This window comes from Flavobacterium sp. (genome assembly GCF_046317795.1).
Classification (GTDB): domain Bacteria; phylum Bacteroidota; class Bacteroidia; order Flavobacteriales; family Flavobacteriaceae; genus Flavobacterium.
On sequence record NZ_JBKCVI010000190.1, the window covers coordinates 1 to 26896 of the forward strand.

Genomic DNA, 26896 nt, shown 5'->3' on the forward strand with positions numbered 1-26896 from the left:
AACCAAAAACTTTTTTCTCAATAGGATTAATTGAAATATTTCCATTAGCCGTTTTAAAATCCACTTTAGAAGTTTGTTGGGCGAAAGAAAAAAAGGAAAGGAAAAGGAAAAAAAGTAGTCGCATTGGTTAACTATTATAGATTACGAATATAATGATTTAAAATTTTCAATTTAAAAACTTATCTTCGCTTTAACAATTTCTTACAATGTCCAATCAACTTCTCCAAACTCCCATCGAATACCTCAAAGGCGTTGGACCTCAACGTGGAGAATTGTTGCGTAAGGAAGTTGGCATTCACAAATATGAAGATTTGCTTCATTTTTATCCCAATCGATACATTGATAGAACTCGGTATTACAAAATTAACGAAATTCAATCCCAAAGTCTCGGGACTATTGCCGAAGTTCAAATTGTAGGTAAAATTATCAATATTAAAACGGTTGAATTTGGCAAAGCCAAAAAAAGATTGGTTGCTACATTTATTGATGATACAGGGCAAATGGAACTCAATTGGTTCCAAGGACACAAGTGGATTAGAGATACATTGAAACTCAATATTCCTTATGTTATTTTTGGAAAAGTGACTAATTTCAGTGGACAGTACAGCATGGCGCATCCTGAACTGGAATTGCTTACTGAACATGAACAAAGTTTGCGTTCGGCAATGCAACCTGTTTATCCATCGACAGAAACATTAACCAATCGCGGCATTTCCAATCGTGTTATTAATAAAATGATGCAACTGGTTTTTCTGGAAACCCAAGCCAATTTCGCAGAAACATTACCTCAATATTTGATAGAAGAATTAAAACTAATTCCAAAAAATGCTGCGTTGTTTAATATTCATTTTCCGAAAAGTCAAGAGTTATTATCTAAAGCCCAATTTCGATTGAAGTTTGAAGAATTATTCTTTATCCAATTGCAATTGATTACAAAAAACCTAGTTCGGAAACATAAAATTAAAGGGCACCCATTTACCATTGTGGGTGAAAATTTTAATAATTTCTACCAAAATCATTTGCCTTTTGAGTTGACCAATGCGCAGAAGAAAGTACTGAAAGAAATCAGAAACGATATGGGAACCCATGCCCAGATGAACCGATTGTTGCAAGGTGATGTGGGTTCGGGAAAAACTATTGTCGCGCTGATGGCAATGTTGATTGCTCTAGATAATGGTTTTCAAAGTTGCTTGATGGCACCAACAGAAATTTTGGCAAACCAACATTATAATGGGTTAATAGAATTGCTAAATCCCGAAATTTCGGGACTAAATGTCAACATAAAAATCCTAACGGGTTCTACCAAAACAGCCGAGCGAAAAATTATTCACGAAGAATTGGAAAACGGAACTTTACACATTCTTATTGGCACACATGCCTTGTTGGAAGACAAAGTGCAGTTTCAGAACTTAGGCCTAGCTATTATTGATGAACAACATCGTTTTGGGGTGGAACAACGTTCCAAATTGTGGAAGAAAGGCGGCCTCCCTCAGTCCCTCCAAAGGAGGGAAGTGGAAACCGTAATACAAAAATATCAAACAGCTAAACCATCAACATACAATCTTTTAAAAGACCTTAAAAATCAGAACAAAAAGAAAAGTACTCAAGCGGAAGCCATTTTATGGGAATTTTTGAGAAATAAAAATTTGAATTATAAGTTTAGAAGACAACACATTATTGATATGTTTATTGTTGATTTTATTTGCCTTGAAAAAAAACTAATAATTGAAGTTGATGGCGGATATCATAATACTAATGAACAAAAAGAAGCCGATGAATTACGTACACAAATTTTAAATGAAATTGGCTTCAAAGTCATTCGTTTTACTAATGAAGAAGTAATTGTTGACACTGATAACACGCTAAAAAAAATAAGTGCAATCTTTGAAAGCCTCCCCTCTGGGGAGGTTGGTGGGGCTATTCCACCACACATTTTGGTAATGACTGCTACACCAATTCCTCGTACGTTAGCCATGAGTTTGTATGGCGATTTGGATATTTCAATAATTGACGAATTGCCACCGGGAAGAAAACCTATTCAAACCGTCCATCGCTATGACAGCAACCGATTAAAAGTGTGGAAATTCATAAAAGATGAAATTGCAAAAGGAAGGCAAATTTATATCGTATATCCTTTAATTAAGGAAAGTGAAACCATGGATTACAAAGATTTAATGGATGGTTATGAGAGCATTTCTCGTGATTTTCCGTTGCCTCAATACAGCATTTCCATCGTTCACGGTAAAATGAAACCCGCCGATAAAGATGCCGAAATGAAACGCTTTGCCGAAGGTAAAACCAATATTATGGTCGCCACCACCGTGATTGAAGTGGGTGTAAATATCCCGAATGCAAGTGTGATGATTATAGAAAGCGCCGAACGTTTTGGGTTGTCACAACTGCATCAGTTGCGCGGTCGTGTTGGTCGTGGCGCTGAACAGAGTTATTGCATTTTGATGACTTCTTTTAAATTATCGAATGATAGTAAAATTCGGCTGGAAACGATGTGTCAAACCAATGATGGTTTCGAAATTGCGGAAGTTGACTTGAAACTACGCGGTCCAGGCGATATGATGGGCAAACAACAAAGCGGTGTGCTTAATTTGCAGATTGCCGATTTGGTTAGAGATAGAGATATTTTGATGGTGGCAAGACAAAAAGCAATGGAATTACTAAAAAAAGATGCTTCCATGAGTTTACCCGAACATCAAACGATGCGAGCCGCATTTATTGAATTGACTAAAAAGAAAAATATTTGGAATTATATAAGTTAATTCAAAGTTAGATGTTAGAAGTTTACTTATTAATCCTAATTAAACTCATTTTCACTTTGACACATTGACTTATTAATTTTATCTTTGCAACTTGAAAAAACAAACATATTCAAATGAAGATATCCTACAATTGGCTAAAACAATTCATTAAAATAGATTTAAAATCAGAAGAGACTGCAACCTTACTAACAGACTTAGGGTTGGAAGTGGAAGTGGTGGAGAAATACCAATCGGTTCGTGGTGGACTAGAAGGTGTTGTCGTAGGTCATGTTTTGTCCTGTGAAAAGCATCCCGATGCTGATAGATTGCGCATTACAACGGTTGATTTAGGAGATGGAAATCCAGTTCAAATCGTATGCGGTGCGAGCAATGTTGCTAAAGGACAAAACGTTCCAGTTGCGACTATTGGCACAAAATTGTTTGATGCAGCAGGTGTTGCATTTGAAATCAAAAAGGGAAAAATTCGTGGGCAGGAAAGTCACGGAATGATTTGTGCCGAAGATGAATTAGGTCTCGGAACAAGTCATGAAGGCATTATGGTTTTAGATGCTAATTTAAAACCAGGAACTCCAGCGGCTAAGGTATTCAATATCGAAAATGACGAGGTGTTTGAAATTGGGTTAACACCAAATAGAGCTGATGCCATGTCGCATTATGGCGTGGCTCGAGATTTACGTGCTAGTTTGTTACAAAAAAATAGTAATATCGAGTTAATTACGCCTTCGGTTAGTACATTCCGAATTGACAAAAGAACCTTAAAAATCGATGTCGATGTCAAGGATAGCAAACTAGCCCCAAGATATTGTGGTGTAACCCTATCTGGATTAACGGTTAAACCATCTCCAGAATGGTTGCAAAACCGATTGAAAGCGATTGGAATTACTCCAAAAAACAATATTGTTGATGTTACCAATTATATTCTGCATGATTTAGGGCAACCACTTCACGCTTTTGATGCAGCAAAAATTAATGGTAAAATCATTGTGAAAACTTTAGCAGCTGGAACAAAATTTACCACGCTTGATGCTATTGAGAGAACGTTGCACGAAGAAGATTTGATGATTTGCGATGAAAAAGGACCGCTTTGTATTGCTGGAGTTTTCGGAGGAATAAACTCTGGTATTACTGAAACTACAAATTCCATTTTCTTAGAAAGTGCTTATTTCAATCCTGTGAGCATTAGAAAATCTGCCAAAAGACATGGGTTGAATACAGACGCTTCATTCCGTTTTGAAAGAGGAATTGATCCAAATATCACTGAATTTGCCTTAAAACGCGCTGCACTTTTGATAAAAGAAGTTGCTGGTGGGGAAATAACATCAGACATCATTGATATCTACCCAAAAAAGATGGAAGACTTCCCAGTTTTTTTGAATTTTGACAAAACTGCTAAGTTGATCGGGCAAGAATTACCTGAAGAAACTATAAAAAAAATATTAGCGTCATTAGATATTAAAATAACTACAGTTTCCGATGCGGGTTTAGGATTAATTATTCCGTCTTACCGTGTGGATGTGCAACGTGAGATAGATGTCATTGAAGAAATCTTGAGAGTTTATGGATACAATAACATCAATTTTACTAAAAAATTGAACGCTTCGGTTTCCAATTCGGCAAGAACCGAAGATTATAAAGTGCAAAATATCATTGCAAATCAATTGAATAGCTTAGGTTTCCACGAAATGATGGCAAATTCTTTGACAACCCCCCACTATGTTGTCTTATCCGAAATGCTAAAAGAAGAATACAATGTGATGATGTTAAATCCGTTGAGCAATGATTTGTCGGCTATGCGTCAATCCTTGTTGTTTTCAGGTTTGGAAGCCGTTTCTTATAACATCAACCGAAGAAATAGTGATTTAAAGTTATTCGAATTTGGAAAAACCTATCACAAATTGCCATCGGGTTACGTTGAACCAAAACACTTAACGCTTTTCGCTTCTGGAAACCGAAGTGAAGAAAGTTGGACAAACGCTCAAAAACCTACTGATTTCTTTTTATTCAAAGGATATGTGACTTCCGTTTTAGAGCGTTTAGGCATTAATAAAATTCAAAACAAACCTGCAACTTCAGATGTATTTGCCGAAGGAATGGCGATAGCTTGTGGCAATGATATTTTAGTGGAATTTGGCACTGTGAAGAAATCAATTTTGAAATATTTTGATATTAAACAAGAAGTTTTCTATGCCGATTTTAATTGGAATTTAATTCTAAAATTAATTAGTACTAAAATCAAATTTACTGACATTCCTAAATATCCAGAAGTGAGAAGAGATTTGGCGCTTTTGGTTGACCAATCCGTAGCTTTTGATGCTATTTATAGTATTGCGCGACAAACGGAAAAATCGCTTTTAAAAGACATCAATTTGTTTGATGTTTACGAAGGCAAAAACCTTCCAGAAGGAAAGAAATCCTATGCGGTAAGTTTCACTTTGCAAGACAATTCCAAAACCTTGACTGAGGAACAGATTGATAAAATCATGAATAAACTTCAGAAAAATATGGAAATAGAATTGGGTGCGAGTTTGAGATAAAAATGATTATTTTATATACACGAAGAAATGCTCGAAGAAATTCGGGCATTTTTTGTATGAACAATTGTTAAACATTGAAATTTAATAATAAATTATTTCAAATTTATTTAATTTTGAAAAAAAGAGCCATTATGAAAAATGTTAATCTTGAATTGGAACTAAAAACTATTAGAGATAAAGAGAAAAATAGTGATTTGTTGTTGCAGGTTGAAAAGATACTTCTTGAAGACGAAATTTCTAGAAATGAGATTTCAAATCAGTTATCACTGAAAAATGAAGCTATAAATAAGAATGCATTAGTTTTTGATTTACTGAAAACTGAAAATATTTTTCATATTAATCATATTGAAAAGATTTGTGTTGATTACCGTCTTCGTTTTTTAGACAGCAGTTTATTCAAAAACAGCATTCCAGAGGAAGCTATCAGTAAAATAAAAAATCTTGAAAAAGAGCACCAAACTAAACTGACTGGTTTTAAAATAGTAGCTCCAAGTAAAGCTTTCCATCTTTTAAATTATGATGACCCAATACTATTTATTCCTATTGGAAACAACTATTACTATTTAGTGCACAAATGGGGAGATGAGTTCAACTGGTATAGAAAACTATTCGTTTGGCCAGTTAAAAATTTGAGCAACTTTACGATAACTAGTATTTTGGTTAGTATAATTGTAGCTCTACTTGTGCCCGAAAATAACTTGAGTAAATCAGTTCCTTTGGCGCCATTGATTGTATTCCTTTTTGCTTTTAAATCTATTGTTGCTGTTTTTGCCTATTACTTTTTTATGATGGGAAAAAACTTCAACGAAGAAATTTGGCAGCGCAAATATTATAATAACTAAAAAAAGTCCCCTCGTTAAAAAACGAGAGGACTTTTACTTTATAACGATAAAAGAAAATTATTTCTTTTTCTCAGTTTTCTCCATTTTGGCTTTCAAACCAGCAAGAATATCATTGTTATCTCCAAGAGTTGAAGCTGGAGCATTGTTGTTTGAAGCAACTGCTTCTGCAACCGCTTTCACATTTTTCTCTTCTTCTTCTTTGAAAATAGCAGTGTGCGATGCAACAACTCTTTTAAATTCTTTGTTAAATTCAATTACTTTGAATTCAGCTTCGTCACCTTTTTTCAATTTCTTACCGTCTTCTTTTTCCAAGTGACGTGTTGGAATAAATGCAACCACATCATCTCCGAAATCTACAGTAGCACCTTTGTCAACAATCTCAGCGATAGTTCCAGTGTGGATAGTTCCAACAGCGTAAGCATCTTCATGTTTGTCCCAAGGATTAGTTGTAGTTTGTTTGTGACCTAAAGATAATTTACGTCCTTCAACATCTAACTCTAATACAACTACTTCTAAATTGTCACCTACATTAACAAACTCTGATGGATGTTTGATTTTCTTAGTCCAAGATAAATCTGAGATATACACTAAACCGTCAATTCCTTCTTCTAACTCAACGAATATTCCGAAGTTAGTAAAGTTTCTAACGATACCTGTGTGTTTAGAACCTACAGGATATTTAGCCGTAATATCAGTCCATGGATCTTGTGTCATTTGCTTGATACCTAACGACATTTTTCTATCATCTCTATCAAGAGTTAAGATAACTGCCTCAACTACATCGCCCACTTTTACAAAATCTTGAGCACTTCTTAAGTGCGTTGACCAAGACATTTCTGAAACGTGGATTAAACCTTCAACACCTTCAGCTACTTCAATAAATGCACCGTAATCAGCGATTACAACTACTTTACCTTTCACTTTATCTCCAACAGCTAGTTGAGCATCAAGAGCATCCCATGGATGAGCGTTCAATTGTTTTAACCCTAATTGAATTCTTGTTTTCTCATCATCAAAATCAAGTATTACAACGTTTAATTTTTGATCTAATTCAAGCACTTCACTTGGGTGATTGATTCTAGACCAAGAAAGGTCAGTAATATGGATTAATCCATCAACACCACCTAAATCAATAAACACACCATAAGAAGTAATGTTTTTAACCACACCTTCTAATACTTGTCCTTTTTGTAACTGACCGATGATTTCTTTTTTCTGGATTTCAATATCTGCTTCAATAAGCGCTTTGTGCGAAACTACAACGTTTTTAAATTCGTGATTAATTTTTACGACTTTAAATTCCATCATTTTGTTTACATATACATCATAATCACGAATTGGTTTCACATCAATTTGTGAACCTGGTAAGAATGCTTCAATTCCGAAAACATCTACAATCATACCCCCTTTAGTTCTACATTTAACAAAACCTTGAACAATTTCTCCAGTTTCATTAGCAGCAATAACTCTATCCCAAGATTTGATAGTTCTAGCTTTTCTGTGAGATAATACTAATTGCCCAGTTTTGTCCTCACGAACGTCAATTAATACTTCTACTTTGTCACCCACTTTTAATCCTGGGTTGTAACGGAATTCGTTTAATGAAATAACACCTTCCGATTTTGCATTAATGTCAACAATGGCGTCTCTGTCAGTAATTCTAACTACAAAACCTTCTACAACTTCCTCTTGGTCAGTTGAAATAAAAGTTTTAGTTACTAAATCTTCAAACTCTTGTAAGTTTTTTTCATCTACTGCATCAATACCTTCTGAGTAATTGTGCCAGTTAAAATCGTTTAAAAACGCTTGTTGTTCTTTGTCTAATACAGCCATGCTGATAAAAAATTTGTATTCTGTTTTATCTGTGTTTCTTGATGCGGTGAAAAAAACAGAAGTTGTTTATATAAATAGTTGAACCCTAAAGGAAACGCTTACCGCCAAAAGGACTGCAAAAGTAATTCTTTTTTATGTATTTGCAAATAGAAAATAGAAAAAAGATGTTAGAGAAAAGACTAAAATACTACAATTAAAAAACCCTTTCAGTGTTTGAAACTCAGAAAGGGTTGAAATAGTATACCGAAATTTTTAATGACTGACATTCGCAATATCATTTGGTTCGTGTTTGTGTTTGAAGAAAATAGCAAAAAGAATTGTTATTAGTAAGGCATATACGGCAAATGAAAACCATATTCCATGCCAATCTTTATTTCCATCATTTGTAAAATATTTATCAATTACATAGCCGCTAATTTTACTCCCTAAATAAGCTCCAACCCCATTTGTCATCATCATGAACAATCCTTGAGCTGAAGAACGAATTTTAGAATCTGTTGTAGTTTCTACAAATAAAGATCCTGATATATTGAAAAAATCAAAAGCCATTCCGTATACAATACAAGATAAAATAATCATCCACAAACCATCCATTGGATTTCCATAAGCAAATAACCCAAAACGTAAAACCCAAGCTATCATTGAAAACAACATTACTTGCTTAATACCAAACCGTTTTAGGAAAAATGGAATAGCTAGAATGAATAAAGTTTCAGATATTTGGGAAATTGACATGATTATTGTTGAATACTTCACAACAAATGAGTCAGTATATTCAGGTATTTTTTTGAAATCATCTAAAAAAGAATCTCCATACATATTAGTTAATTGCAATGCAGCTCCTAGAAACATTGAAAAAATCATAAACAAAGCCATCTTAGAATTTGTAAAAAGCTTAAATGCATTTAAACCTAACTGTTCTAATAAGGTGGCATCATTAGAAATAGTTTTTTGTGGTGGACACTTTGGTAAAGTAAAAGAATAAATCCCCAATACAATAGCCATAATTGCTGCTATATAAAATTGATTAGCATTTGCTTTACTTCCCGTCAAATTAGTTATCCACATTGCAAAAATAAAACCAATAGTTCCCCAAACTCTTATTGGTGGAAATACCTTTACAACATCATAATTATTATTTTTAAGTATATTGTATGCAATTGAATTAGATAAAGAAATAGTTGGCATGTAGCAAATCATAGCTCCAAAAATCACATAATAAAGAGTATTTGGATCATTTACACTAGGAACATAAAAAAGGATTAAACCATAAAAAATATGAAGAATACCATAAAGCTTCTCTGCATTTAGCCATTTGTCTGCAATTATTCCTGTTATGGCAGGCATGAATAAAGATGAAAGCCCTAGAGTAGAAAATATGGCACCAAACTCAGCTCCAGTCCAACCTTTAGCATTAAAACAGTAGGTGCCAATTGTTATCAACCATGCTCCCCAAACAAAGAATTGGAGGAAACTCATCAACGTTAATCTGAATTTTATACTCATAAAAATAATTTTGGTTTAGTTGAAAAATAGCTAGTAAATCTACTATTTAAATTGAGATAATCAAAAATTTACAAAAATTTAGTACCCTTTTCAACTAATTCTAAAACTACATTAAACTGTTCCTCCCTAGTGAGCGAAGAATTGTCAATCTCGATAGCATCATCTGCTTTCACCAAAGGTGAATCGTCACGATGCGTATCAATAAAATCTCTTTCTTGTACATTTTTTAACACCGCTTCAAAAGTAACTTTTTGCCCTTTTGACTGTAACTCATCAAATCGTCTTCGAGCACGAGTTTCAGGACTGGCATTCATAAAAACTTTAAGTTCAGCATCAGGAAAAACTACTGTTCCAATATCGCGACCATCCATAACAATACCTTTTTTATTACCCATTTCTTGTTGCTGTTCTACCAATTTGGCACGAACTTCAGAAACTTCAGCAATTTTGCTCACAAAATTAGAAACTTCGATGGTTCGGATTTCCTTTTCAACATTCATTTCGTTTAAATACATTTCAGCAAAACCTATTTCGGGATTAAATTGAAAATGTAATTTTATGTAAGGTAAGCTATTGATTAATGTTTGTTTGTCAAAAAAATCAGTTCCAATATAACCGTTTTGCATAGCAAATAATGTTACTGCGCGGTACATCGCACCCGAATCAACATAAATATAACCCAAATGATTGGCCAACTGTTTGGCTAAAGTGCTCTTTCCTGTGGAAGAAAACCCATCGATAGCGATAGTGATTTTTTTCATATACAAATGCTAATTGTTTTTAATACCTATTTCCGGAAAAATCAATGGTCAATCCAAAGAGACTGGTATTGGCCGCTAATGTATATCGTGAATAGGAATAATTAAATTTTAGATTATTCACTTTTAACCCAAAACCTACAGAAATTCCGGAGAAATTTCGTTGCTCTAAGATACGTAATTCTTCGGCTCTTCTAAAATTGTACCCTAATCGAATATTAAATCCTTTGTCGGGAAATAATTCGGCACCAATAATTACATGACGCAAAGCATTGTTAAAAAAAGAAACTTTCTCAGGAGTTGAACCGCCATCCAATGAACCTTCTGCCCTATTTGGATTTGAAAACGCCAATTGCCATTGTTGCATATTTTCTAACGTTAAGTGCCAACGTATGGGAACATTTTCCATCAATTGAGAAACTCCAATTAACACTTCCAAAGGTAATTTTTCTCTAGTTTCTGCGTAAGGTGTAATTTGGGTTCCCAAATTTCTAATTGACAATGCCCAATTTACATCATTTCTTTCATCAATAAACAAAACGCCTAAATCGACCGCTGCTCCAAAAGAATTATAACTTTCTAATGTGGAGGAAATCAACTTGGCATTGGCTCCAATATAAAAATCAGAAAACGGAATATTATAAGCGTACCCAAAAGTCAAGGCAATTTCGCTTCCTGAAAAATCTGATGTTTGTTGACCGTTTTCATCATATCCATCAAATTTTCCATAATTGACATAATTCACACCACCAAAAAAAGTTTGCACGTGTCTGTCATAAGTATAAGCATAAGAAGCCGTTCCATAAGTCACTTCTCCAAAATAACTTCCATAGTTTAATGACAATTTATTGTCCATTTCTGGATTAATACAAGCTGGATTAAAATGCGCTTGATTGACATCTTTGTCATAAAAGGTAATTACCTTTCCTCCAATAGCAGCTTGCCTTGGTGAGGTTACTAAGTTTAAAAATTGATATATTGACTTTCCTCCTACTTGACTGAAACCAATCAAACAGGCGTGGAGAGTTACAATACAAAATAGTTTTTTAAACATCAAAAATGGCTTCTGCTAGATACTATAACGGAAATGCGACGATATTATTTTATATCCTAGTAAAAAAAGATAAAAAAGAAAAGGCATAAGCGTTATTTTCTTATGCCTTTTTGGAAACTATAACTATGGATTTAAAGTTTTTTAGCGTTTTTTACTTTCTCATTAGTCAAAGCAAAATCAATGACTTCGCTCATTTCTTTTACATAATGAAAAGTTAAGCCATCTATGTATTCTGGTTTAATTTCTTCAATATCGCTTTTGTTTTCTTGACACAAAATTATTTCTTTAATGTTAGCTCTTTTGGCAGCCAGAATTTTTTCTTTTATTCCGCCCACAGGCAATACTTTGCCGCGAAGTGTAATTTCGCCTGTCATAGCAATGTTTTTCTTAATTTTCTTTTGAGTAAAAAGAGAGACTAACGAGGTTAGCATAGCAATTCCCGCACTTGGACCATCTTTTGGCGTGGCACCTTCGGGCACATGCAAATGAATATTATATTTGGAAATCATTCCTGAATCTAAACCAAAAATTTCAGCATTGGCTTTGATATATTCTAAAGCTATTGTTGCAGATTCTTTCATTACAGTTCCCAAATTTCCTGTCAAGGTTAATGTCCCTTTTCCGGGAGAAATTAGAGATTCTATGAATAAAATGTCACCACCGACAGAAGTCCATGCCAAACCTGTGACTACTCCAGCTACATCATTGCTTTCTGATTTATCTCGAGCTAATTTTGGTGCACCAAGAATTTTAACAATATCTTCATCTGAAACTTTCACGTTGTATTCCTCTTCCATTGCTACTGATTTAGCAGCATTTCGTATAACTTGAGCTATTTTTTGCTCTAAACTTCTCACTCCAGATTCACGAGTATAACCTTCAACAATTTTCTCCAATTGTTTTTTTCCAATGGTTAAATGCTGCTTAGATAAACCATGCTCTTTTAATTGTTTTGGAAATAAATGTTGACGGGCAATTTCTACTTTTTCTTCAATAGTATAGCCAGTCATTCTAATAATTTCCATTCGGTCTTGCAACGCTGGTTGAATAGCTGCCATATTATTGGATGTAGCTATAAACATGACTTTTGACAAATCATAACCCATTTCTAAGAAATTATCATAGAAATCATTGTTTTGCTCTGGATCTAGAACTTCTAACAAAGCAGAAGATGGATCACCTTGATGGCTATTTGATAATTTATCAATTTCATCCAAAACAAAGACTGGATTTGATGTTCCTGCTTTTTTCAAACTCTGAATAATTCTACCTGGCATAGCACCAATATAGGTTTTTCGGTGACCACGGATTTCAGCTTCGTCACGCAAACCGCCAAGTGAAATACGAACATATTCTCTCCCTAAAGCTTCGGCAATGGATTTTCCAATTGATGTTTTACCAACTCCTGGAGGACCAGTTAAACAGATGATTGGGGATTTCATGTCATTTCGCAATTTCAATACTGCTAAATGTTCGATGATCCTTTTTTTTACATCTTCCAATCCAAAATGGTCTCTGTCTAATATTTTTTGAGCGCGTTTTAAATCAAAATTATCTTTGGAATAGTGATTCCATGGCAATTCTAAAAATAATTCTAAATAATTTCTTTGAATACCAAAATCGGGTGCCTGAGGATTCATCCGCTGCATTTTAGAAATTTCTTTCTCAAAATGTTTTGCCGTTTTATCGTTCCAAGTTTTGGTCTTTGCCTTTTGACGCATTTCCTCTATATCTTGTTCATTAGAAACACCCCCCAACTCTTCTTGAATGGTTTTCATTTGTTGGTGCAAGAAATATTCGCGTTGTTGTTGGTCTAAATCAAAACGAACTTTAGACTGAATATCATTTTTCAATTCCAATTTTTGCAACTCCACATTCATAAATCGCAAAGTCTCTAAAGCTCTTTCTTTTAAAGCATTAATAATCAACAAATCTTGTTTTTCTTTTACCGTTAGGTTCATATTGGAAGAAACAAAATTGATTAAAAACGATTGACTTTCAATATTTTTAATAGCAAAAGTAGCTTCCGTTGGGATATTAGGACTTTCTTTAATAATTTCTATAGCTAATTCTCTGATTGAATCAAGTATGGCTACAAATTCTGTATCGTGTTTGCCGGGTCTTATTTCTTGAACTTCTTTAATTGTTGCTTTTAAGTAGGGCTTTTCATTAGTCACAGCATCAATAGCAAAGCGTTTTTTGCCTTGGAGAATTACAGTGATATTTCCATCTGGCATTTTAAGGACACGAAGGATTTGTGCCACAGTTCCAACGGTGTAAATATCATTTTTTGTTGGATCTTCGTCTTCTTCATTTTTTTGAGCAACAACACCTATAATTTTATTACCAGCATTGGCATCATTGATTAATTTAATCGATTTATCTCTTCCTGCAGAAATTGGTATTACCACACCAGGGAAAAGCACTGTATTTCGCAAAGGCAAAATAGGTAAAGAACCTGGAAGTTCTTCATTATTCATTTCCTCTTCATCCTCAGGGGTTAAAAGCGGAATTAAATCGGTTTCCGTATCGAATTCTTGTAATGACAGATTGTCAATAGAAAAAATATTTTGGTTTGACATGTAATTTTGATTTCGTCAAATTGACGTTAATTTTTAATTATGATTAACAAATGTAGGGCAAACTTTTAATAGAAATAAATTAAAATCAATATTTGACATTTGAATTATGCTAAAATCGATAAATATACTTTTTTGATCAACCAGCACAATGATAAGACAATCTTAATGCCAAAAAAAATCCGCCAAATTGACGGATTTCAAGTTATAATTGAATGTTAATATTCCACATCAAATGCTCCTTCTGTTACAGTAAAAGGTGTTGCACCAGAAGTTACAAAATTAAAAGTTCCTTTGATTCGGGTTGCCGATTTTGAGATAATAGTAACTGAGCCAGAAGCGGCATTATAATTGGTGTCATTAAAGTCATAAATTGCTTGTACAACGTCTGTAGTAGCGTTGCCAGTTATAGGATATGTTCCAATACCTAGAGAACTTTTTACAGACACTGAAATAGAATTTAAAGCTGCATTTTGAGCCCCAATACTAATAAATTCTTGGCTTCCGATAGAAATGGTAGTTGATAGAATATCTACATCTACAAATTCTGTTCCGCCTACTTTAGCAAAAAATGTATCACCAGTTTGCACTTGAGTTATATAAGGAATGTTTTGAAAAACACCATTTGTAAATTGAACTGGTAAAATGTTAGTGACAGTAGTATCTGACCAATATCCTTTAAAGTTAAATGTACCAGATATAGTATTGTTTGTTGTATTTATATTTGAAATCGTTATTGAACCAGTATTTTCGGTTGGATTATTAAAATTGGTTCCCCAGTATCCATATTCAGAACCTGCAGGGTTATATGACAAAAGATTTGTATTTGCTGGATATGTTCCTGTTGTAGAAGCTTCGACAAGGAAACCAAATCCCTCACCATTTGCTTTTTCGGCTGCAATAGAAATAAAATTTCCTGATTTAACTGCTTGTACTGAAGTAGCTGTCCAAGTAGCGCCACTAAAATCTGCTTTGAATAGTGAAGGACCATTATTTCCTCCATTATCAAAATCATCTAAATCAATAGCACTATCGATTGGTTCGTTTTCACAAGAAGTAAATGTGAAAGCAGTAAGGATAAAAAATAATCCGATTAAAATTTTATAGTTTTTCATAACAAATTTGTAAATATTGCTCAAATATAATTTTTTTTGTATTTATGACAATGCTTTTTTTGGAACTCTTAGTAAAAGAAAAAAACCAATCACAAAAAACACTCCCAAAAATACAATCGAATTGCGCATACTTCCCGTAACTTGATCTATAATTCCATAAATAGACATCCCAATTACGATTCCGATTTTTTCGGTAACATCATAAAAACTAAAAAATGAAGCTGTATCTTCTGTTTCGGGTAATAATTTAGAATAAGTAGAGCGGGCTAAAGACTGAATACCACCCATTACCAATCCAACTAAACCTGCCATTATATAAAAATCATTTGGGACTTTCATAGAATAAGCAAAGACACATAAAATAGCCCAAAAAGCATTTAAAAAAAGTAAGGTTTTGATATTGCCAAATTTCTCCGAAGCTCTCGATGTAATAAATGCGCCAACAATTGCTATCAATTGAATTAATAAAATACAAATAATTAAACCTGTCTTTTCTACCTGAAAAATTTTGTCTAGACCTTGTAAAGTAGGGTCATCAGGATTTTTCCAAATTATTTCAGTTGAACCAAAATAGGTAGCAATCAACATTACGGTTTGTACCGCCATAATAAAAACAAAATAGCTGTATAAATATCTTTTCAAAGCAAGGTTTTCTTGTAACTGCTGCCAAACTTTTCTTAATTCATTAAAACCATTCATAATAACCGCTTTTGTAATTGGCTGTTTATTTTGATTTCCTTTGGGCAAATAGTAATACGTTATATGACTGAAGCCAATCCACCAAAGTCCGACAGAAATAAACGAAATACGCATAGCTTCCTCTGCTCCATCTATTCCAAATGTTTTAGGAAACATAACCATTGCTAAATTAAGTAACAATAAAAGTGTACTCCCAAAATATCCCAACGAGAACCCTCGAGCACTGACACGGTCTTGTTGATCTGGAAAAGCAATATCTGGTAAATAGGAATTATAAAATACTAAACTCGACCAAAAACCAATCAAACCAAAAAAGTAAAGCGTATAGCTAATAAATAAGTTATCCAAATTAAACCAATACAAACCAATACAGGAAATAGCACCCATATAGCAAAAAAAACGTAGAAATGATTTTTTATTCCCAACATAATCCGCAATACCTGAAAGTATTGGAGAAAATAACGCTACTATCAAAAAAGCAAAAGCTGTAACAAAACTAATCATAGCCGTGTCTTTGCACTGCATTCCAAAAATGGTGACATAATTTCTGCCACTTTCCTTAAAAATAATTTTATAAAAAATAGGAAAAACAGCCGAAGCAATAACCAAACTATAAACGGAATTTGCCCAATCATAGAAAGCCCAGGCATTGAGTAATTTTGGATGACCTTTAGGAAGTATTGGCATAATTAGTTTTTTTAAATAAAAAATCCCGAGTTAATTCGGGACTAAATATACTCTTTTTTTAGAATTGGAATATTATTTAAACGTTACGCCAAATTTTAATGCTTCAGCTTTAGCTTCAGGAACTAATCTTTTTAAATTAGCAATTCTAGTTTCATCTGAGGGATGCGTACTCATAAATTCTGCTGGTTTTTGTCCTCCAGATGCTTTTGACATTCTTCCCCAAAACTCAATAGCTCTTTCCGGATTGTATCCCGCAATAGCCATTAATTTCAATCCAATCATATCAGCTTCACTTTCATGACTTCTGCTAAAAGGCATCATGCCGCCATATTGTGATATGCCACCATAAGCTAACATAGCCAATTGTTGTGTTTGGGCACTTTCGCCTCCAGTAGCAACAGCAACACCAACAGCACCAGCTTGTTGCAACATTCCAGCACTCATTCGTTGTTGACCATGATTGGCTAACGCATGAGAAACTTCATGTCCCATAACGGTTGCTAATCCTTCTTCGTCTTTAGTAATAGGGAGAATTCCAGAATAGACTACAATTTTTCCGCCCGGCATACACCATGCGTTTACTTCTTTATTTTCTACCAATTTATATTCCCATCTATAATCTTTCAAATATTCGGTATATCCATTGGCATTCAACCATTTTTCTGCAGCAGCTCTTATTTTCATACCAACTTGCTCTACTTTTAGGGCATCAGTTGTACCAGCGATAACTTTATTTTCCTTCAAAAAAGTTCCATATTGCTGAAATGCAGTTGGAAATATTTGGCTGTTGTCTACCAAAGCCATAGTACTTTTTCCAGTAAACGGATTTTTAGCACACGATAGAATTAATATCAACGCTAACATCGTACACAATAAAACTCCCTTCTTCATAATTTAAAAATTGAATAACAAACTTACACAATCTAATATCAATAAAATTATAAAATTAAATTAAAAAATTACATAATCTATGCCCCAAATAGGTGTATCTCAGTGAAATCTTTATCAATAATTAAGAAGTTACCGCCATTAAATTGAACGTCTTCAAAAGTGATTTTTTCATTATCCACTTCAATTCTCTTCACTTTAAAAGGCAATCCTTTGAGGTTTACTTTAAACTTGGAATATTGTGTTTCAAATGTTCCTTCTCTGTGCTGTTGGATAATGAGTTCTTTTTCTTTACCAGTTGCATTAAAAGTTCGCAAAGAAAAACGCCCTTTGTTATAATCATAACCATCTTGAGCATCTTCGTATACCACTGATTTTTCTTTACCCATTTTGAAATATACATCCAATGATATTTGGTCAAATTGAAGTTCTCCCACATATTGTTGGACTGGGTATTTTGGAATAACACCACCTTCTTTAACGAAAATCGGAATTTGATCAAAATCCGATTTTATCCAAAGCTCTTTTTTTCCTTCTAATAATTCGTTTGTCCAGTAATTATACCAATTTCCCTTTGGAATATACATTCTTCTTCCTAAAGCATTGGGTTCTAATATTGGACAAACTAAAATTTGATTTCCAAAAATAAATTCATCTGTTCTGTAATGCGTATGAAAATCGTCTTGATCAAAATAAACCAGCGGCTTCAGCATTGGTGTTCCTTCATTGACGTATTGCCAAAACATCGTATATAAATAAGGTAACAATTGATAACGTAATTCCACAAATTTTCGTGTAATATCAATTACTTCTTCTCCAAATGACCAAGGTTCTTGTTCGCCATGATCGCCAGAAGAATGTGTTCGGCAAAAAGGATGAAACACACCTAGTTGTATCCAACGCGCATACAATTCACCCGAAGGTTGTTCTGCAAATCCACCAATATCAGAACCCGTGAAACCCATTCCTGAAATGGACATTCGTTGCATTTGAATATTGGCTATCCATAAATGTTCCCAAGTGGCTACATTATCACCGGTCCAAGAAGACGTGTATCGTTGCGCACCCGAATAAGCAGAACGAGTAATAATAAATGGTCTTTTGGGGTAGGCAAATCGTTTGACACCTTCGTAAGTTGCTCTTGCCATTTGAGTTCCATAAATATTGTGTGCTTTTCTGTGACTGCAAGGATTTCCGTCGTAATCATGACGAACATCATACGGAAACGTTTTTCCGGGGACATCCATAACTGCGGGCTCGTTCATATCATTCCAAACCCCTTTAACTCCAATTTCTGAAATCAATTCTTTGAATAAACCTGCCCACCATTCTCTAACATCAGGATTTGTATAATCGGGAAAATTACATTCGCCTGGCCATACTTTTCCTTTCATATAAGGTCCATCGGCACGCTTACAAAAATAATCTTTCTCTAAAGCTTCTTTATAAACGGAATAATCTTTGTCTATTTTTATTCCTGGATCAATAATAACAACCGTTTTGAAACCCTCTTTGGCCAACTCGGCAACCATTCTTTTGGGTTCAGGGAAATACTCTTTGCTCCAAGTGAAACAACGAAATCCTTCCATGTAATCAATATCCAAATAAATGGCATCACAAGGAATTTTTAGTTCTCTAAAAGTGGCTGCGACCTCTTTTACTTTACTTTCGGGATAATAACTCCATTTGCATTGATGGTATCCTAATGCCCACATGGGTGGCATTTCGGGTTTTCCCGTTAAATGAGTATAAGCTGTGACAACATCGCTCATTTTTGGACCATAAATAAAGTAGTAATTCATTTCACCACCTTCTGCCCAAAAACTGGTTACATTTCGTCGTTCATGACAAAAGTCAAAAAAAGTTCTAAACGTGTTATCGAAGAAAACGCCATAAGCTTTGTTATGATGCAACCCAATATAAAAAGGAACCACTTTGTATAATGGCTCTTGGTCTTTCTGAAAAGCATATTGATCGGTTGCCCAATTTTCTAATCGTTTTCCTTTCAAATTTAGATGAGTGGCTTTATCACCCAATCCGTAAAAACTTTCTCCATCTTTTGATTGTTTACTCATTTTTACAATATTGCCGCCATGCTCATAACTCTCTTCCCAGTGAAACCCAATTTCATCTTCTAAAATAGCAAAACCATCAATATCGTGAATGGAAACTTTGGCATCTTTTTTATTGACTTTACAATATACTTTGCTGGTTTTTATCAAATAATGAGTGCTTTCTTCAAACACTTCCAATTGATTGTAACCATGCGATTGGGCTTTGTCAATGGCGTATGAGAAATCATTGCTGAAATATCCTTTGGTAGTATAACGAAACCGAATTAGACTATCTCGAAAAATAGTGATTTTCAGAATCATATTGTTATCTGTGTTGAAAAAAATGCTGTCAACCTCTTGATGAAATGATATTATTTTAGAAGGAAACTGGTCTCCTTTATATTCAAGTTCTTGGTTGGTAATCATATTGATTTTTTTTTATGGTCAAGTTGCGAATTTAAAAAGTTAATTAAGATAAATTACATATTGCTAAAGTAATTTTTAACTACAACGTTTGCGGATTTTAATAAAACATTTTATTTTTAAACCATTAAGAAATTAAGTTAATTAAGTGTTTCCTATTAAGGTATTTTCTTAATGGAACTTAATTTCTTAATGGTTTGAGAAGTATTGTTAGTGGCTAAAGTTTAACTTATTTTATATACCGTAACTCCCAATGGTGGCAACACCAATTCAGCAGAGTATTCTCGATAATTCCAAGGAGTTTTATCAATTTTGATAGGTTTTGTAATTACTACTCCACTTCCGCCATATTCAGTACTATCCGAGTTAAATATTTGAGTTAGTTTGCCTTTGCTTGGTAGACCAATTCTATAATTTTCTCTTACCACTGGAGTAAAATTGGCAACGATAATTAAGTCGTCTTTTGGATTTAACCCTTTTCGGATGTAGCTCAAAACCGCATTTTCAGCATCGGAATAATTGATCCATTCAAAACCATCAACATGGAATTGTTTTTCATACAACGCCGGATTGTTTTTATACAACGCATTCAAATCGGTGATGCATTTTTTAATGCCATCATGATAACCATATTGCAACAAATGCCAATCGAGACTGCCTTCAAAATTCCATTCGCTGCTTTGTCCAAACTCGGCACCCATGAATAATAAATTGGTTCCGGGATGGGTAAACATATAGCCATACAACAATCGTAGGTTTGCAAAACGCTGCCATTCATCACCTGGCATTCTGCCAAGAATAGATTTTTTGCCATAAACTACTTCGTCATGCGACAACGGTAACATGAAGTTCTCTGTAAACGCATACGTCATTGAAAATGTCAAATCATTTTGATGGAAGCGACGGTATATTGGTTCTTTTTTGAAATATTGGAGCGTGTCATGCATCCAACCCATCATCCATTTCAGACCAAAACCCAATCCGCCTATAAAAGTAGGTCGTGAAACCATCGGAAAGCTAGTGCTTTCCTCGGCTATAGTTTGCACATCGGGGAAGTTGCTATATACAGCTTCGTTAAAATCTTTTAGGAAACTGATGGTATCCAAGTTTTCTCGTCCTCCATAAATATTCGGTTCCCATTCGCCATCTTTTCTGGAATAATCGAGATAGAGCATGGAAGCCACAGCATCTACTCGCAAGCCATCTACATGATATTGTTGTAACCAAAAAATGGCATTGCTAATGAGAAACGAACGCACTTCATTTCGACCATAATTAAAGACCAAACTCTTCCAATCGGGGTGGAACCCTTTGCGTCTATCGGGATGTTCATATAAGTTGGAACCATCAAAAAAGCCCAATCCATGAGCATCTTCTGGGAAATGGGATGGTACCCAATCCAAAATCACCCCAATTCCAGCTTGGTGCAATTTATCCACCAAAACCATAAAATCCTGTGGCTTTCCAAAACGAGAGGTTGGGGCAAAATAACCCACCAACTGATAGCCCCAAGACGGGTCATAAGGAAACTCCATCACAGGCATGAACTCTACATGAGTAAAACCAGTTTCTTTGACGTAGCTCACCAGTTGGTCTGCCATTTCAAGATAGGTGAGAAACTTTCCTTCGGCATTTCTTCTCCAAGAACCCAGATGTACTTCATAAACAGAATAGGGTTTGTCCAATCCGTTTTTATCTTTACGAGTGTCCATCCATTTCTTGTCTTTCCACTTATAGTCAAGATCCCAAATGATAGAAGCCGTTTCTGGTGGATGTTCGCAAAAGAGCGCAAACGGGTCGGCCTTCTCGGTGATAATGCCATTATTATTGGATTGGATTTTATATTTATACCGTGTGCCTTTATCCACTCCGGGAATAAATCCTTCCCAAATGCCCGAACCATCCCAACGTACATTCAGTTGATGTTCCCCTTGTATCCAATAATTGAAATCGCCCACCACGGAAACGGAACGTGCTGATGGTGCCCAAACGGCAAAGTAAACGCCTTTCACACCGTTTACTTCTATGAGGTGTGCACCTAGTTTTTCATATAATCTAAAATGTTTTCCTGCTTTGAATAAATCGATGTCGAAATCGGTGAAGAGAGAGTGTACTTGTACTTGGTTCATTATTTTTGTCATTGCGAGGAGTTGCGAGCTTCGAAGCAAAGCAATCTCGTCCTCATATTAGTTATTTTTAATTTCGTTTTAAATATAATTAACTGAATCAATTTTTGATTGAATTCCATTAAAATACTCTACATAATCGGTTAAATCAGTATCAATCCAATTTAATATTTCGTAAATATCATTATTTATCAGTATAGCTTCAGAGAAATCTATTGAGTTACCATCAAAACAAATAGGTTCGTTATGATAAATCCTATTTCTAAATTCCCTAATTCTATTAAGCTTTTGAGAAATAATACTCCTATTTATCTGAGCTGGTTTATTACCAAATGTATGAATAACACAACCTCCTATTAATCTATAATGATGAGTATCAAATAAACTTGTCCAAAATCCTAATGTCTGCTCGGCAATAATTTTACCTGATGTTAGTGTTCCTCCTTTTCTAATTATTGATTGCTCAGCACTATCAACACATTTTCTTAAAAAAAATTTTGAACCCGTTAAACTTGGCGAACTCATAAAACCATTTCTTTCCGTCATTATCCAATTTGGATTAACAAAATGAGCCAAAACCTGATAATTAAATGAATTCCTAATAAATATTTCAAACAAATTAAAAATAGGATAAAATGATTGTGAAACCCTCAAATTTATTCTATAAAGCTTTTGAGCTTTTGATTTAGAATTATCACAAGCTATCAAAAATCTATTTAATCTGGGTTGAGATACAAAATACTCTAATTTATTATACTCCAATTTTTTTTGATTATTTTAAAAAACAATTACTATCTTTGCCTTGTAATGCTTGATACAGCCTCTTTCTTTATTGAAACGTAATCAAGTTTAAGATTTTAGCCCTTGGAAACAAGGGCTTTTTTTATTTGTACTTGGTTCATGGTTTTTGGTTTATCCTCACCCCCAACCCCTCTCCAAAGGAGAGGGGAGCTGAGAAGCGAGTGTTTGTTATTGTTTGTTTTTTTTACCCTAACAGGGTTTTGAACCCTGTTAGGGTTGCTTATTTTTTATTTTCTTGTCATTGCGAGGAACGAAGCAATCTCGTCCTCATATTAGTTAGTTGTTATTTTTTATTTCTGACACCCTAGTCCATACTGAGCAAAGCCGAAGTACTCGGGATGACAGTTTGTATAAATGACTACTTTTTTCTATTCAAATCCTATTTAGCCCCGATTGTAGCTGGCTGCCGTGCAGCGCGGAAAGCGGGAATAGGGATTGTTGAAAATGCCCGAGCCATTCGCTCCTAATTTTTCACTTCCAACTCCCATCTTCCATCTCCCATCTTCCATCTTCCCAATTCTTAATACCCCATTATACTCTGTATCCCTCGCAACGGTATCACCGCCCAGCGAGGTCGTGAGTTCAACTCATAACCCAGCTCATAAACCGCTTTTTCTACTAAGCAATATTTCAATAGAAACTCAATTTCTTGGTTATATCCAATATTTAAATTTCCTCCTTGGGCTTTCTCTACATACGTTTCTAAAAAAGCGCCTACAAAATAGTTGAATAAAATTTCGGCTGCCTTAAAAAGCTGCTCTTGGTCAAAAGGATATTTGTCTTTGTTGTTGAAAATAGTGGCATAAATGGCGTAGTGAAAGGAACGAAATAGCCCCGCAACGTCTTTCAGTGGTGGTTGTTTCACTTTTCTATCGCGGATAGTGCTTTCGGGCTCGCCTTCGAAATCTAAGATATAAAAATCATCACCATTCACCAAGACTTGTCCCAAATGATAATCCCCATGAATTCGGATGCGTTCACTCTTCATCTTAGTCCAATCAAAATCGACAAAATGCTTACGGACTAATTTCTTGTTTTCCATGAATTGATGGGCTAAGTCCAGAGCCAATCCATCTAATTTATGCAAACTGTTTTCTATAATATTCAATCGGTTTTGAAACTGATACAACATTCGGTTTTTGAGCCAAACGGTATAATCGCCGTTATAAGTCGTAGGAGTGAATGCCGTGTCGTGTATGCATCCTCCTAATGCAATATGCATTTCGGCAGTACGTTTTGCCATAGTTTGAATACGCAAAAACAAACTCAATCCCACCCAATCAATAATCTCGGGTGGAATTTCATTAATCTTTACTCGTTTAAACAAAGGAATATCGGGCAGTTTGTCTATCTTGATTTTCTTTTGCTTCAAATTACCAAATACACCATCAATTTCATCCAACATAAACTGCCAAGCATCCCCTTGATTGGGCACTAATTCTTGCATCAATCCCAGTGTAATATTTCCTTCGGGCAGTGCCAAATTAATACTTCCGGTATAAGCAGGCGAACTTTTGAAATGCATGGTCTCAGTCAAAAAACGACTGATTTCATAGTCAGGATTGGTACTCACATAAATGCGGCGGAAAATTTTCAAAACAAAAGCGTCGTTATAAATAATGGAAGTATTGCTTTGCTCCAATCCCATGAAGCGTGAAGATTTGTACTCCATAACTTCAAACTTGGTTCCTTTATGAAAAACCAATTTCAACTCAGGATTTTCTTTGGCTTGAACAATATTATCGAATAACAATTTTCTGAAATCTTCTTGGTGTAAAGCATCCACCAAAAATCCTTTGGCATTGCCCATTTGTACTGGAGCAATAATAGTATTGGTATCTAACTCCTCTTCTGCCATAAATGCCAATGGCATGAAATAATGCTGATAAAATGCTTCTTTGAAATTCACTTCCAACAATACACCATAATAGGTGTTTTTCTTCGAAGTTATTTTAAAATGATCGACTACTTCTATATACTTTAGCGTACTGGCTTTACCGCCATACCATCGTTTGTTGATGATATAGTTTTCTAAAATATCAGAAGAAAATATCTTGATAAACTCTTCACCTTCAAAAGCATGTTTCCAATCGGTTTTAAAAACGAATGTGTTTTGAAATTCATCTTCGTTAATTTTATTTTCCATTATTTTATAATTTTAAATAAATGAAATGGCAAAGAAGGATGTAGTTCAACAAAATTCCATTCTTTATCCCAAATATAACTGTTTCCAGTAATCAATTCAATCACTTTAATAGAATGGCCTTGTTGAATTCCTAGAGCTTTCAAAGGCAATTGTACCCAAGCTTGTTTTGGATAATAAGGATCGATATTACAAATCATCAAGGTTTCGTCTAATCGTTGATCATCATACTTGTAATAGGAAATGACATGGTCGTTATCAGTAGCACAAAACTGAATGTTATTGGTTTGTTGTAACGATAGATGTTCATGACGAATTTTATTCAGTCGAGTAATTACTGTAATTAATTTGTTCTGAATAGTCCAATCCCAATTGAAGAATTCATATTTTTCAGAATTATGATATTCCTCCTTGCCAGGCATAGCTTCCGAAATCATGTATTCATAAACGGGTCCATAAATACCGATGCTAGAACTTAAAGTTGCTGCTAAAAAGTACTTATGAAGGTACACACTTTCGTGCCCACTTTGAAGTGCATACGGTAAAATATCAGGTGTATTCGGCCAAAAGTTAGGTCGGAAAAATTCACTCTGTTCTGTTTTGGTTAATTCTTCCACATATTCAATTAGTTCGGCTTTGGTATTTCTCCATGTAAAATAAGTATAGGATTGAGAGAAACCTTGCTTCGCCAGTTCATGCATGATTTTCGGTCTGGTAAAAGCTTCTGCTAAAAACAATACATCAGGATGCATTTTCTTTACTTCTGCAATTAACCATCCCCAAAAATAAAAAGGTTTTGTATGCGGATTATCCACTCTAAATACCCTGATATCGCATTCCTCGACCCAAAATAAAGCAACATCTAGTAATTCTTTCCAAAGGTTTTTCCAATCGCCGCTTTCAAAATATATCGGTTGAATATCTTGGTATTTCTTTGGTGGATTTTCGGCGTATTGCACAGTTCCGTCAGGACGCCATTTGAACCATTGTGGAAAATCTTTTACATAAGGATGATCCGGTGCAGCTTGCAAAGCATAATCCATTGCGACTTCTATGTTTAGTTTTTTTGCCGCATTAACCAACGATTTGAAATCATCTATAGTTCCTAATTCAGGATGAGTTGCCTTATGCCCACCATGTTTAGAGCCAATTCCCCAAGGCGAACCCACATCTCCTGGTTGTGCATTAGTTGCATTATTTTTTCCTTTTCGATTTACCTCTCCGATAGGGTGAATAGGTGGAAAATACAAAGTATCAAATCCCATGGCAGCCACTCTTGGTAACAATTTTTCACAATCTTTAAACGTACCATGCTTCCCTTTTTCTTGCGAAGCTGAACGTGGAAAAAATTCATACCACGTACTAAACAACGCTTTCTTTCTATCAACATACACTTGCAATTCAGCCGAAGTATTGGCTAAAGTTCGAGTTGGATACATTTTAAATATATGGTGCAATTCAGGTGATAAAGCAATAGCTACCGCCTTATCATATTGTTTTTCATCTTGAAATGCTTTGATAGCAGTCGTCAAATAGGCTTTTTCTTCTTTACTAACTTCTTTCAAGATAGCATCGCAATATTCAGCTCCTTCTAATAATTCTGATTTTACATACTGATTATCCTCAATTTTTCTTTGAGTTCCATGTTGCCAGTTCAAAGCATAATCGACCCAACCTTCAACCAAATAGGAATAAAAACCTTGCTTTTCAACTTGAAATTCAGCTCTCCATTCATCATTTCCTGTTTCAACCATTCTGATTTCTTGCCATTTCTTTTCTTTTTCGTGTTTAAATTTAACACTACAGGCCACGACATCATGACCATCAGAAAAAACATTAGCAGTAACTATTACTTTTTGACCTACAATTCTTTTGATAAAAAAAGCGCCACCGTCAAGTTGTGGAGAAACATTTTCAATTATTATTCGAGTTTGGTTTTGCATTTTGACTTATATTTATGATGTTGAAATTTAAAAAAAAATAATTTAACTTTCTGCTAGAATTAAAAATTATTGAAATGACAAAAAAATCTCAATTAAACACACAATCATTGCAAATTCCGAAACTAATTCTCTTATCT

At 34.5% G+C, this 26896-nt stretch carries 16 protein-coding genes; 3 read left to right on the top strand and 13 right to left on the bottom strand.

The features are described 5' to 3' along the window. Positions 1 to 206 precede the first annotated feature (206 nt). The 3 genes from ACK5ON_RS11220 (at position 207) to ACK5ON_RS11230 (ending at position 6150) form a co-directional block, all read left to right on the top strand. Complete coding sequence (locus tag ACK5ON_RS11220; RefSeq protein WP_409822442.1) at positions 207 to 2774, top strand: DUF559 domain-containing protein; 2568 nt, start codon at positions 207 to 209, stop codon at positions 2772 to 2774. A gap of 113 nt (positions 2775 to 2887) precedes the next feature. Continuing rightward, a complete protein-coding gene (gene pheT, locus ACK5ON_RS11225; protein ID WP_409822444.1) occupies positions 2888 to 5308 on the top strand; it encodes a phenylalanine--tRNA ligase subunit beta in 2421 nt (806 codons plus the stop codon). Positions 5309 to 5439: 131 nt separating this feature from the next. Continuing rightward, a complete protein-coding gene (locus tag ACK5ON_RS11230) occupies positions 5440 to 6150 on the top strand; it encodes a hypothetical protein (protein WP_409822446.1) in 711 nt (236 codons plus the stop codon). A 57-nt stretch (positions 6151 to 6207) separates the two neighbouring features. On the opposite strand, the gene rpsA is transcribed toward ACK5ON_RS11230, so the two are convergent. The 13 genes from rpsA to ACK5ON_RS11295 form a co-directional block, all read right to left on the bottom strand. Beyond that, positions 6208 to 7983 carry a 30S ribosomal protein S1 gene (gene rpsA / locus ACK5ON_RS11235; protein ID WP_396174929.1) on the bottom strand — a complete coding sequence of 592 codons (1776 nt, stop codon included), beginning with the start codon at positions 7981 to 7983 and terminating at the stop codon, positions 6208 to 6210. 252 nt (positions 7984 to 8235) lie between these two features. After that, positions 8236 to 9489, bottom strand: coding sequence for a nucleoside permease (locus tag ACK5ON_RS11240; RefSeq protein ID WP_396174927.1), 1254 nt, complete (start codon positions 9487 to 9489; stop codon positions 8236 to 8238). 68 nt (positions 9490 to 9557) lie between these two features. Further along, entirely contained in the window at positions 9558 to 10250 is a 693-nt protein-coding gene (gene cmk / locus ACK5ON_RS11245; RefSeq protein ID WP_409822449.1) for a (d)CMP kinase, read from the bottom strand. Between the two features lie 19 nt (positions 10251 to 10269). After that, complete coding sequence (gene porQ, locus ACK5ON_RS11250; RefSeq protein WP_396174923.1) at positions 10270 to 11301, bottom strand: type IX secretion system protein PorQ; 1032 nt, start codon at positions 11299 to 11301, stop codon at positions 10270 to 10272. 131 nt (positions 11302 to 11432) lie between these two features. Then, entirely contained in the window at positions 11433 to 13883 is a 2451-nt protein-coding gene (lon, locus tag ACK5ON_RS11255; protein ID WP_409822451.1) for an endopeptidase La, read from the bottom strand. A 215-nt stretch (positions 13884 to 14098) separates the two neighbouring features. Then, entirely contained in the window at positions 14099 to 14995 is an 897-nt protein-coding gene (locus ACK5ON_RS11260; RefSeq protein ID WP_409822453.1) for a DUF6252 family protein, read from the bottom strand. 42 nt (positions 14996 to 15037) lie between these two features. Next, on the bottom strand, positions 15038 to 16381 hold the full coding sequence (locus ACK5ON_RS11265; protein ID WP_409822456.1) for an MFS transporter: 1344 nt from the start codon (positions 16379 to 16381) through the stop codon (positions 15038 to 15040). A 72-nt stretch (positions 16382 to 16453) separates the two neighbouring features. After that, on the bottom strand, positions 16454 to 17272 hold the full coding sequence (locus ACK5ON_RS11270) for a M48 family metallopeptidase (RefSeq protein ID WP_396174915.1): 819 nt from the start codon (positions 17270 to 17272) through the stop codon (positions 16454 to 16456). 77 nt (positions 17273 to 17349) lie between these two features. Beyond that, positions 17350 to 19749: a glycoside hydrolase family 31 protein gene (locus ACK5ON_RS11275; RefSeq protein WP_409822459.1), complete on the bottom strand. Its 2400-nt coding sequence runs from the start codon at positions 19747 to 19749 to the stop codon at positions 17350 to 17352. A gap of 221 nt (positions 19750 to 19970) precedes the next feature. Further along, entirely contained in the window at positions 19971 to 21875 is a 1905-nt protein-coding gene (gene glgB, locus ACK5ON_RS11280) for a 1,4-alpha-glucan branching protein GlgB (protein ID WP_409822462.1), read from the bottom strand. 78 nt (positions 21876 to 21953) lie between these two features. Continuing rightward, positions 21954 to 22448, bottom strand: a complete 495-nt coding sequence (locus ACK5ON_RS11285) for a hypothetical protein (RefSeq protein ID WP_409822465.1) — start codon at positions 22446 to 22448, stop codon at positions 21954 to 21956. Between the two features lie 745 nt (positions 22449 to 23193). Then, positions 23194 to 24819 (bottom strand): maltokinase N-terminal cap-like domain-containing protein, encoded by a 1626-nt coding sequence (locus ACK5ON_RS11290; RefSeq protein WP_409822468.1) that lies wholly within the window; start codon positions 24817 to 24819, stop codon positions 23194 to 23196. Next, positions 24819 to 26759 (bottom strand): alpha-1,4-glucan--maltose-1-phosphate maltosyltransferase, encoded by a 1941-nt coding sequence (locus tag ACK5ON_RS11295; RefSeq protein WP_409822471.1) that lies wholly within the window; start codon positions 26757 to 26759, stop codon positions 24819 to 24821. Before ACK5ON_RS11295 ends, ACK5ON_RS11290 begins: the two co-directional genes overlap by 1 nt. Positions 26760 to 26896 lie beyond the last annotated feature (137 nt).

Bases quoted from the DNA above. Each gene is read 5' to 3' on its own strand.
- rpsA (WP_396174929.1), bottom strand. From the start codon at position 7,983: ATGGCTGTATTAGACAAAGAACAACAAGCGTTTTTAAACGATTTTAAC.
- ACK5ON_RS11240 (WP_396174927.1), bottom strand. From the start codon at position 9,489: ATGAGTATAAAATTCAGATTAACGTTGATGAGTTTCCTCCAATTCTTT.
- cmk (WP_409822449.1), bottom strand. From the start codon at position 10,250: ATGAAAAAAATCACTATCGCTATCGATGGGTTTTCTTCCACAGGAAAG.
- glgB (WP_409822462.1), bottom strand. From the start codon at position 21,875: ATGAACCAAGTACAAGTACACTCTCTCTTCACCGATTTCGACATCGAT.
- ACK5ON_RS11295 (WP_409822471.1), bottom strand. From the start codon at position 26,759: ATGCAAAACCAAACTCGAATAATAATTGAAAATGTTTCTCCACAACTT.
- porQ (WP_396174923.1), bottom strand. From the start codon at position 11,301: ATGTTTAAAAAACTATTTTGTATTGTAACTCTCCACGCCTGTTTGATT.
- ACK5ON_RS11265 (WP_409822456.1), bottom strand. From the start codon at position 16,381: ATGCCAATACTTCCTAAAGGTCATCCAAAATTACTCAATGCCTGGGCT.
- ACK5ON_RS11275 (WP_409822459.1), bottom strand. From the start codon at position 19,749: ATGATTACCAACCAAGAACTTGAATATAAAGGAGACCAGTTTCCTTCT.
- ACK5ON_RS11230 (WP_409822446.1), top strand. From the start codon at position 5,440: ATGAAAAATGTTAATCTTGAATTGGAACTAAAAACTATTAGAGATAAA.
- ACK5ON_RS11270 (WP_396174915.1), bottom strand. From the start codon at position 17,272: ATGAAGAAGGGAGTTTTATTGTGTACGATGTTAGCGTTGATATTAATT.
- ACK5ON_RS11290 (WP_409822468.1), bottom strand. From the start codon at position 24,819: ATGGAAAATAAAATTAACGAAGATGAATTTCAAAACACATTCGTTTTT.
- ACK5ON_RS11260 (WP_409822453.1), bottom strand. From the start codon at position 14,995: ATGAAAAACTATAAAATTTTAATCGGATTATTTTTTATCCTTACTGCT.
- pheT (WP_409822444.1), top strand. From the start codon at position 2,888: ATGAAGATATCCTACAATTGGCTAAAACAATTCATTAAAATAGATTTA.
- lon (WP_409822451.1), bottom strand. From the start codon at position 13,883: ATGTCAAACCAAAATATTTTTTCTATTGACAATCTGTCATTACAAGAA.
- ACK5ON_RS11220 (WP_409822442.1), top strand. From the start codon at position 207: ATGTCCAATCAACTTCTCCAAACTCCCATCGAATACCTCAAAGGCGTT.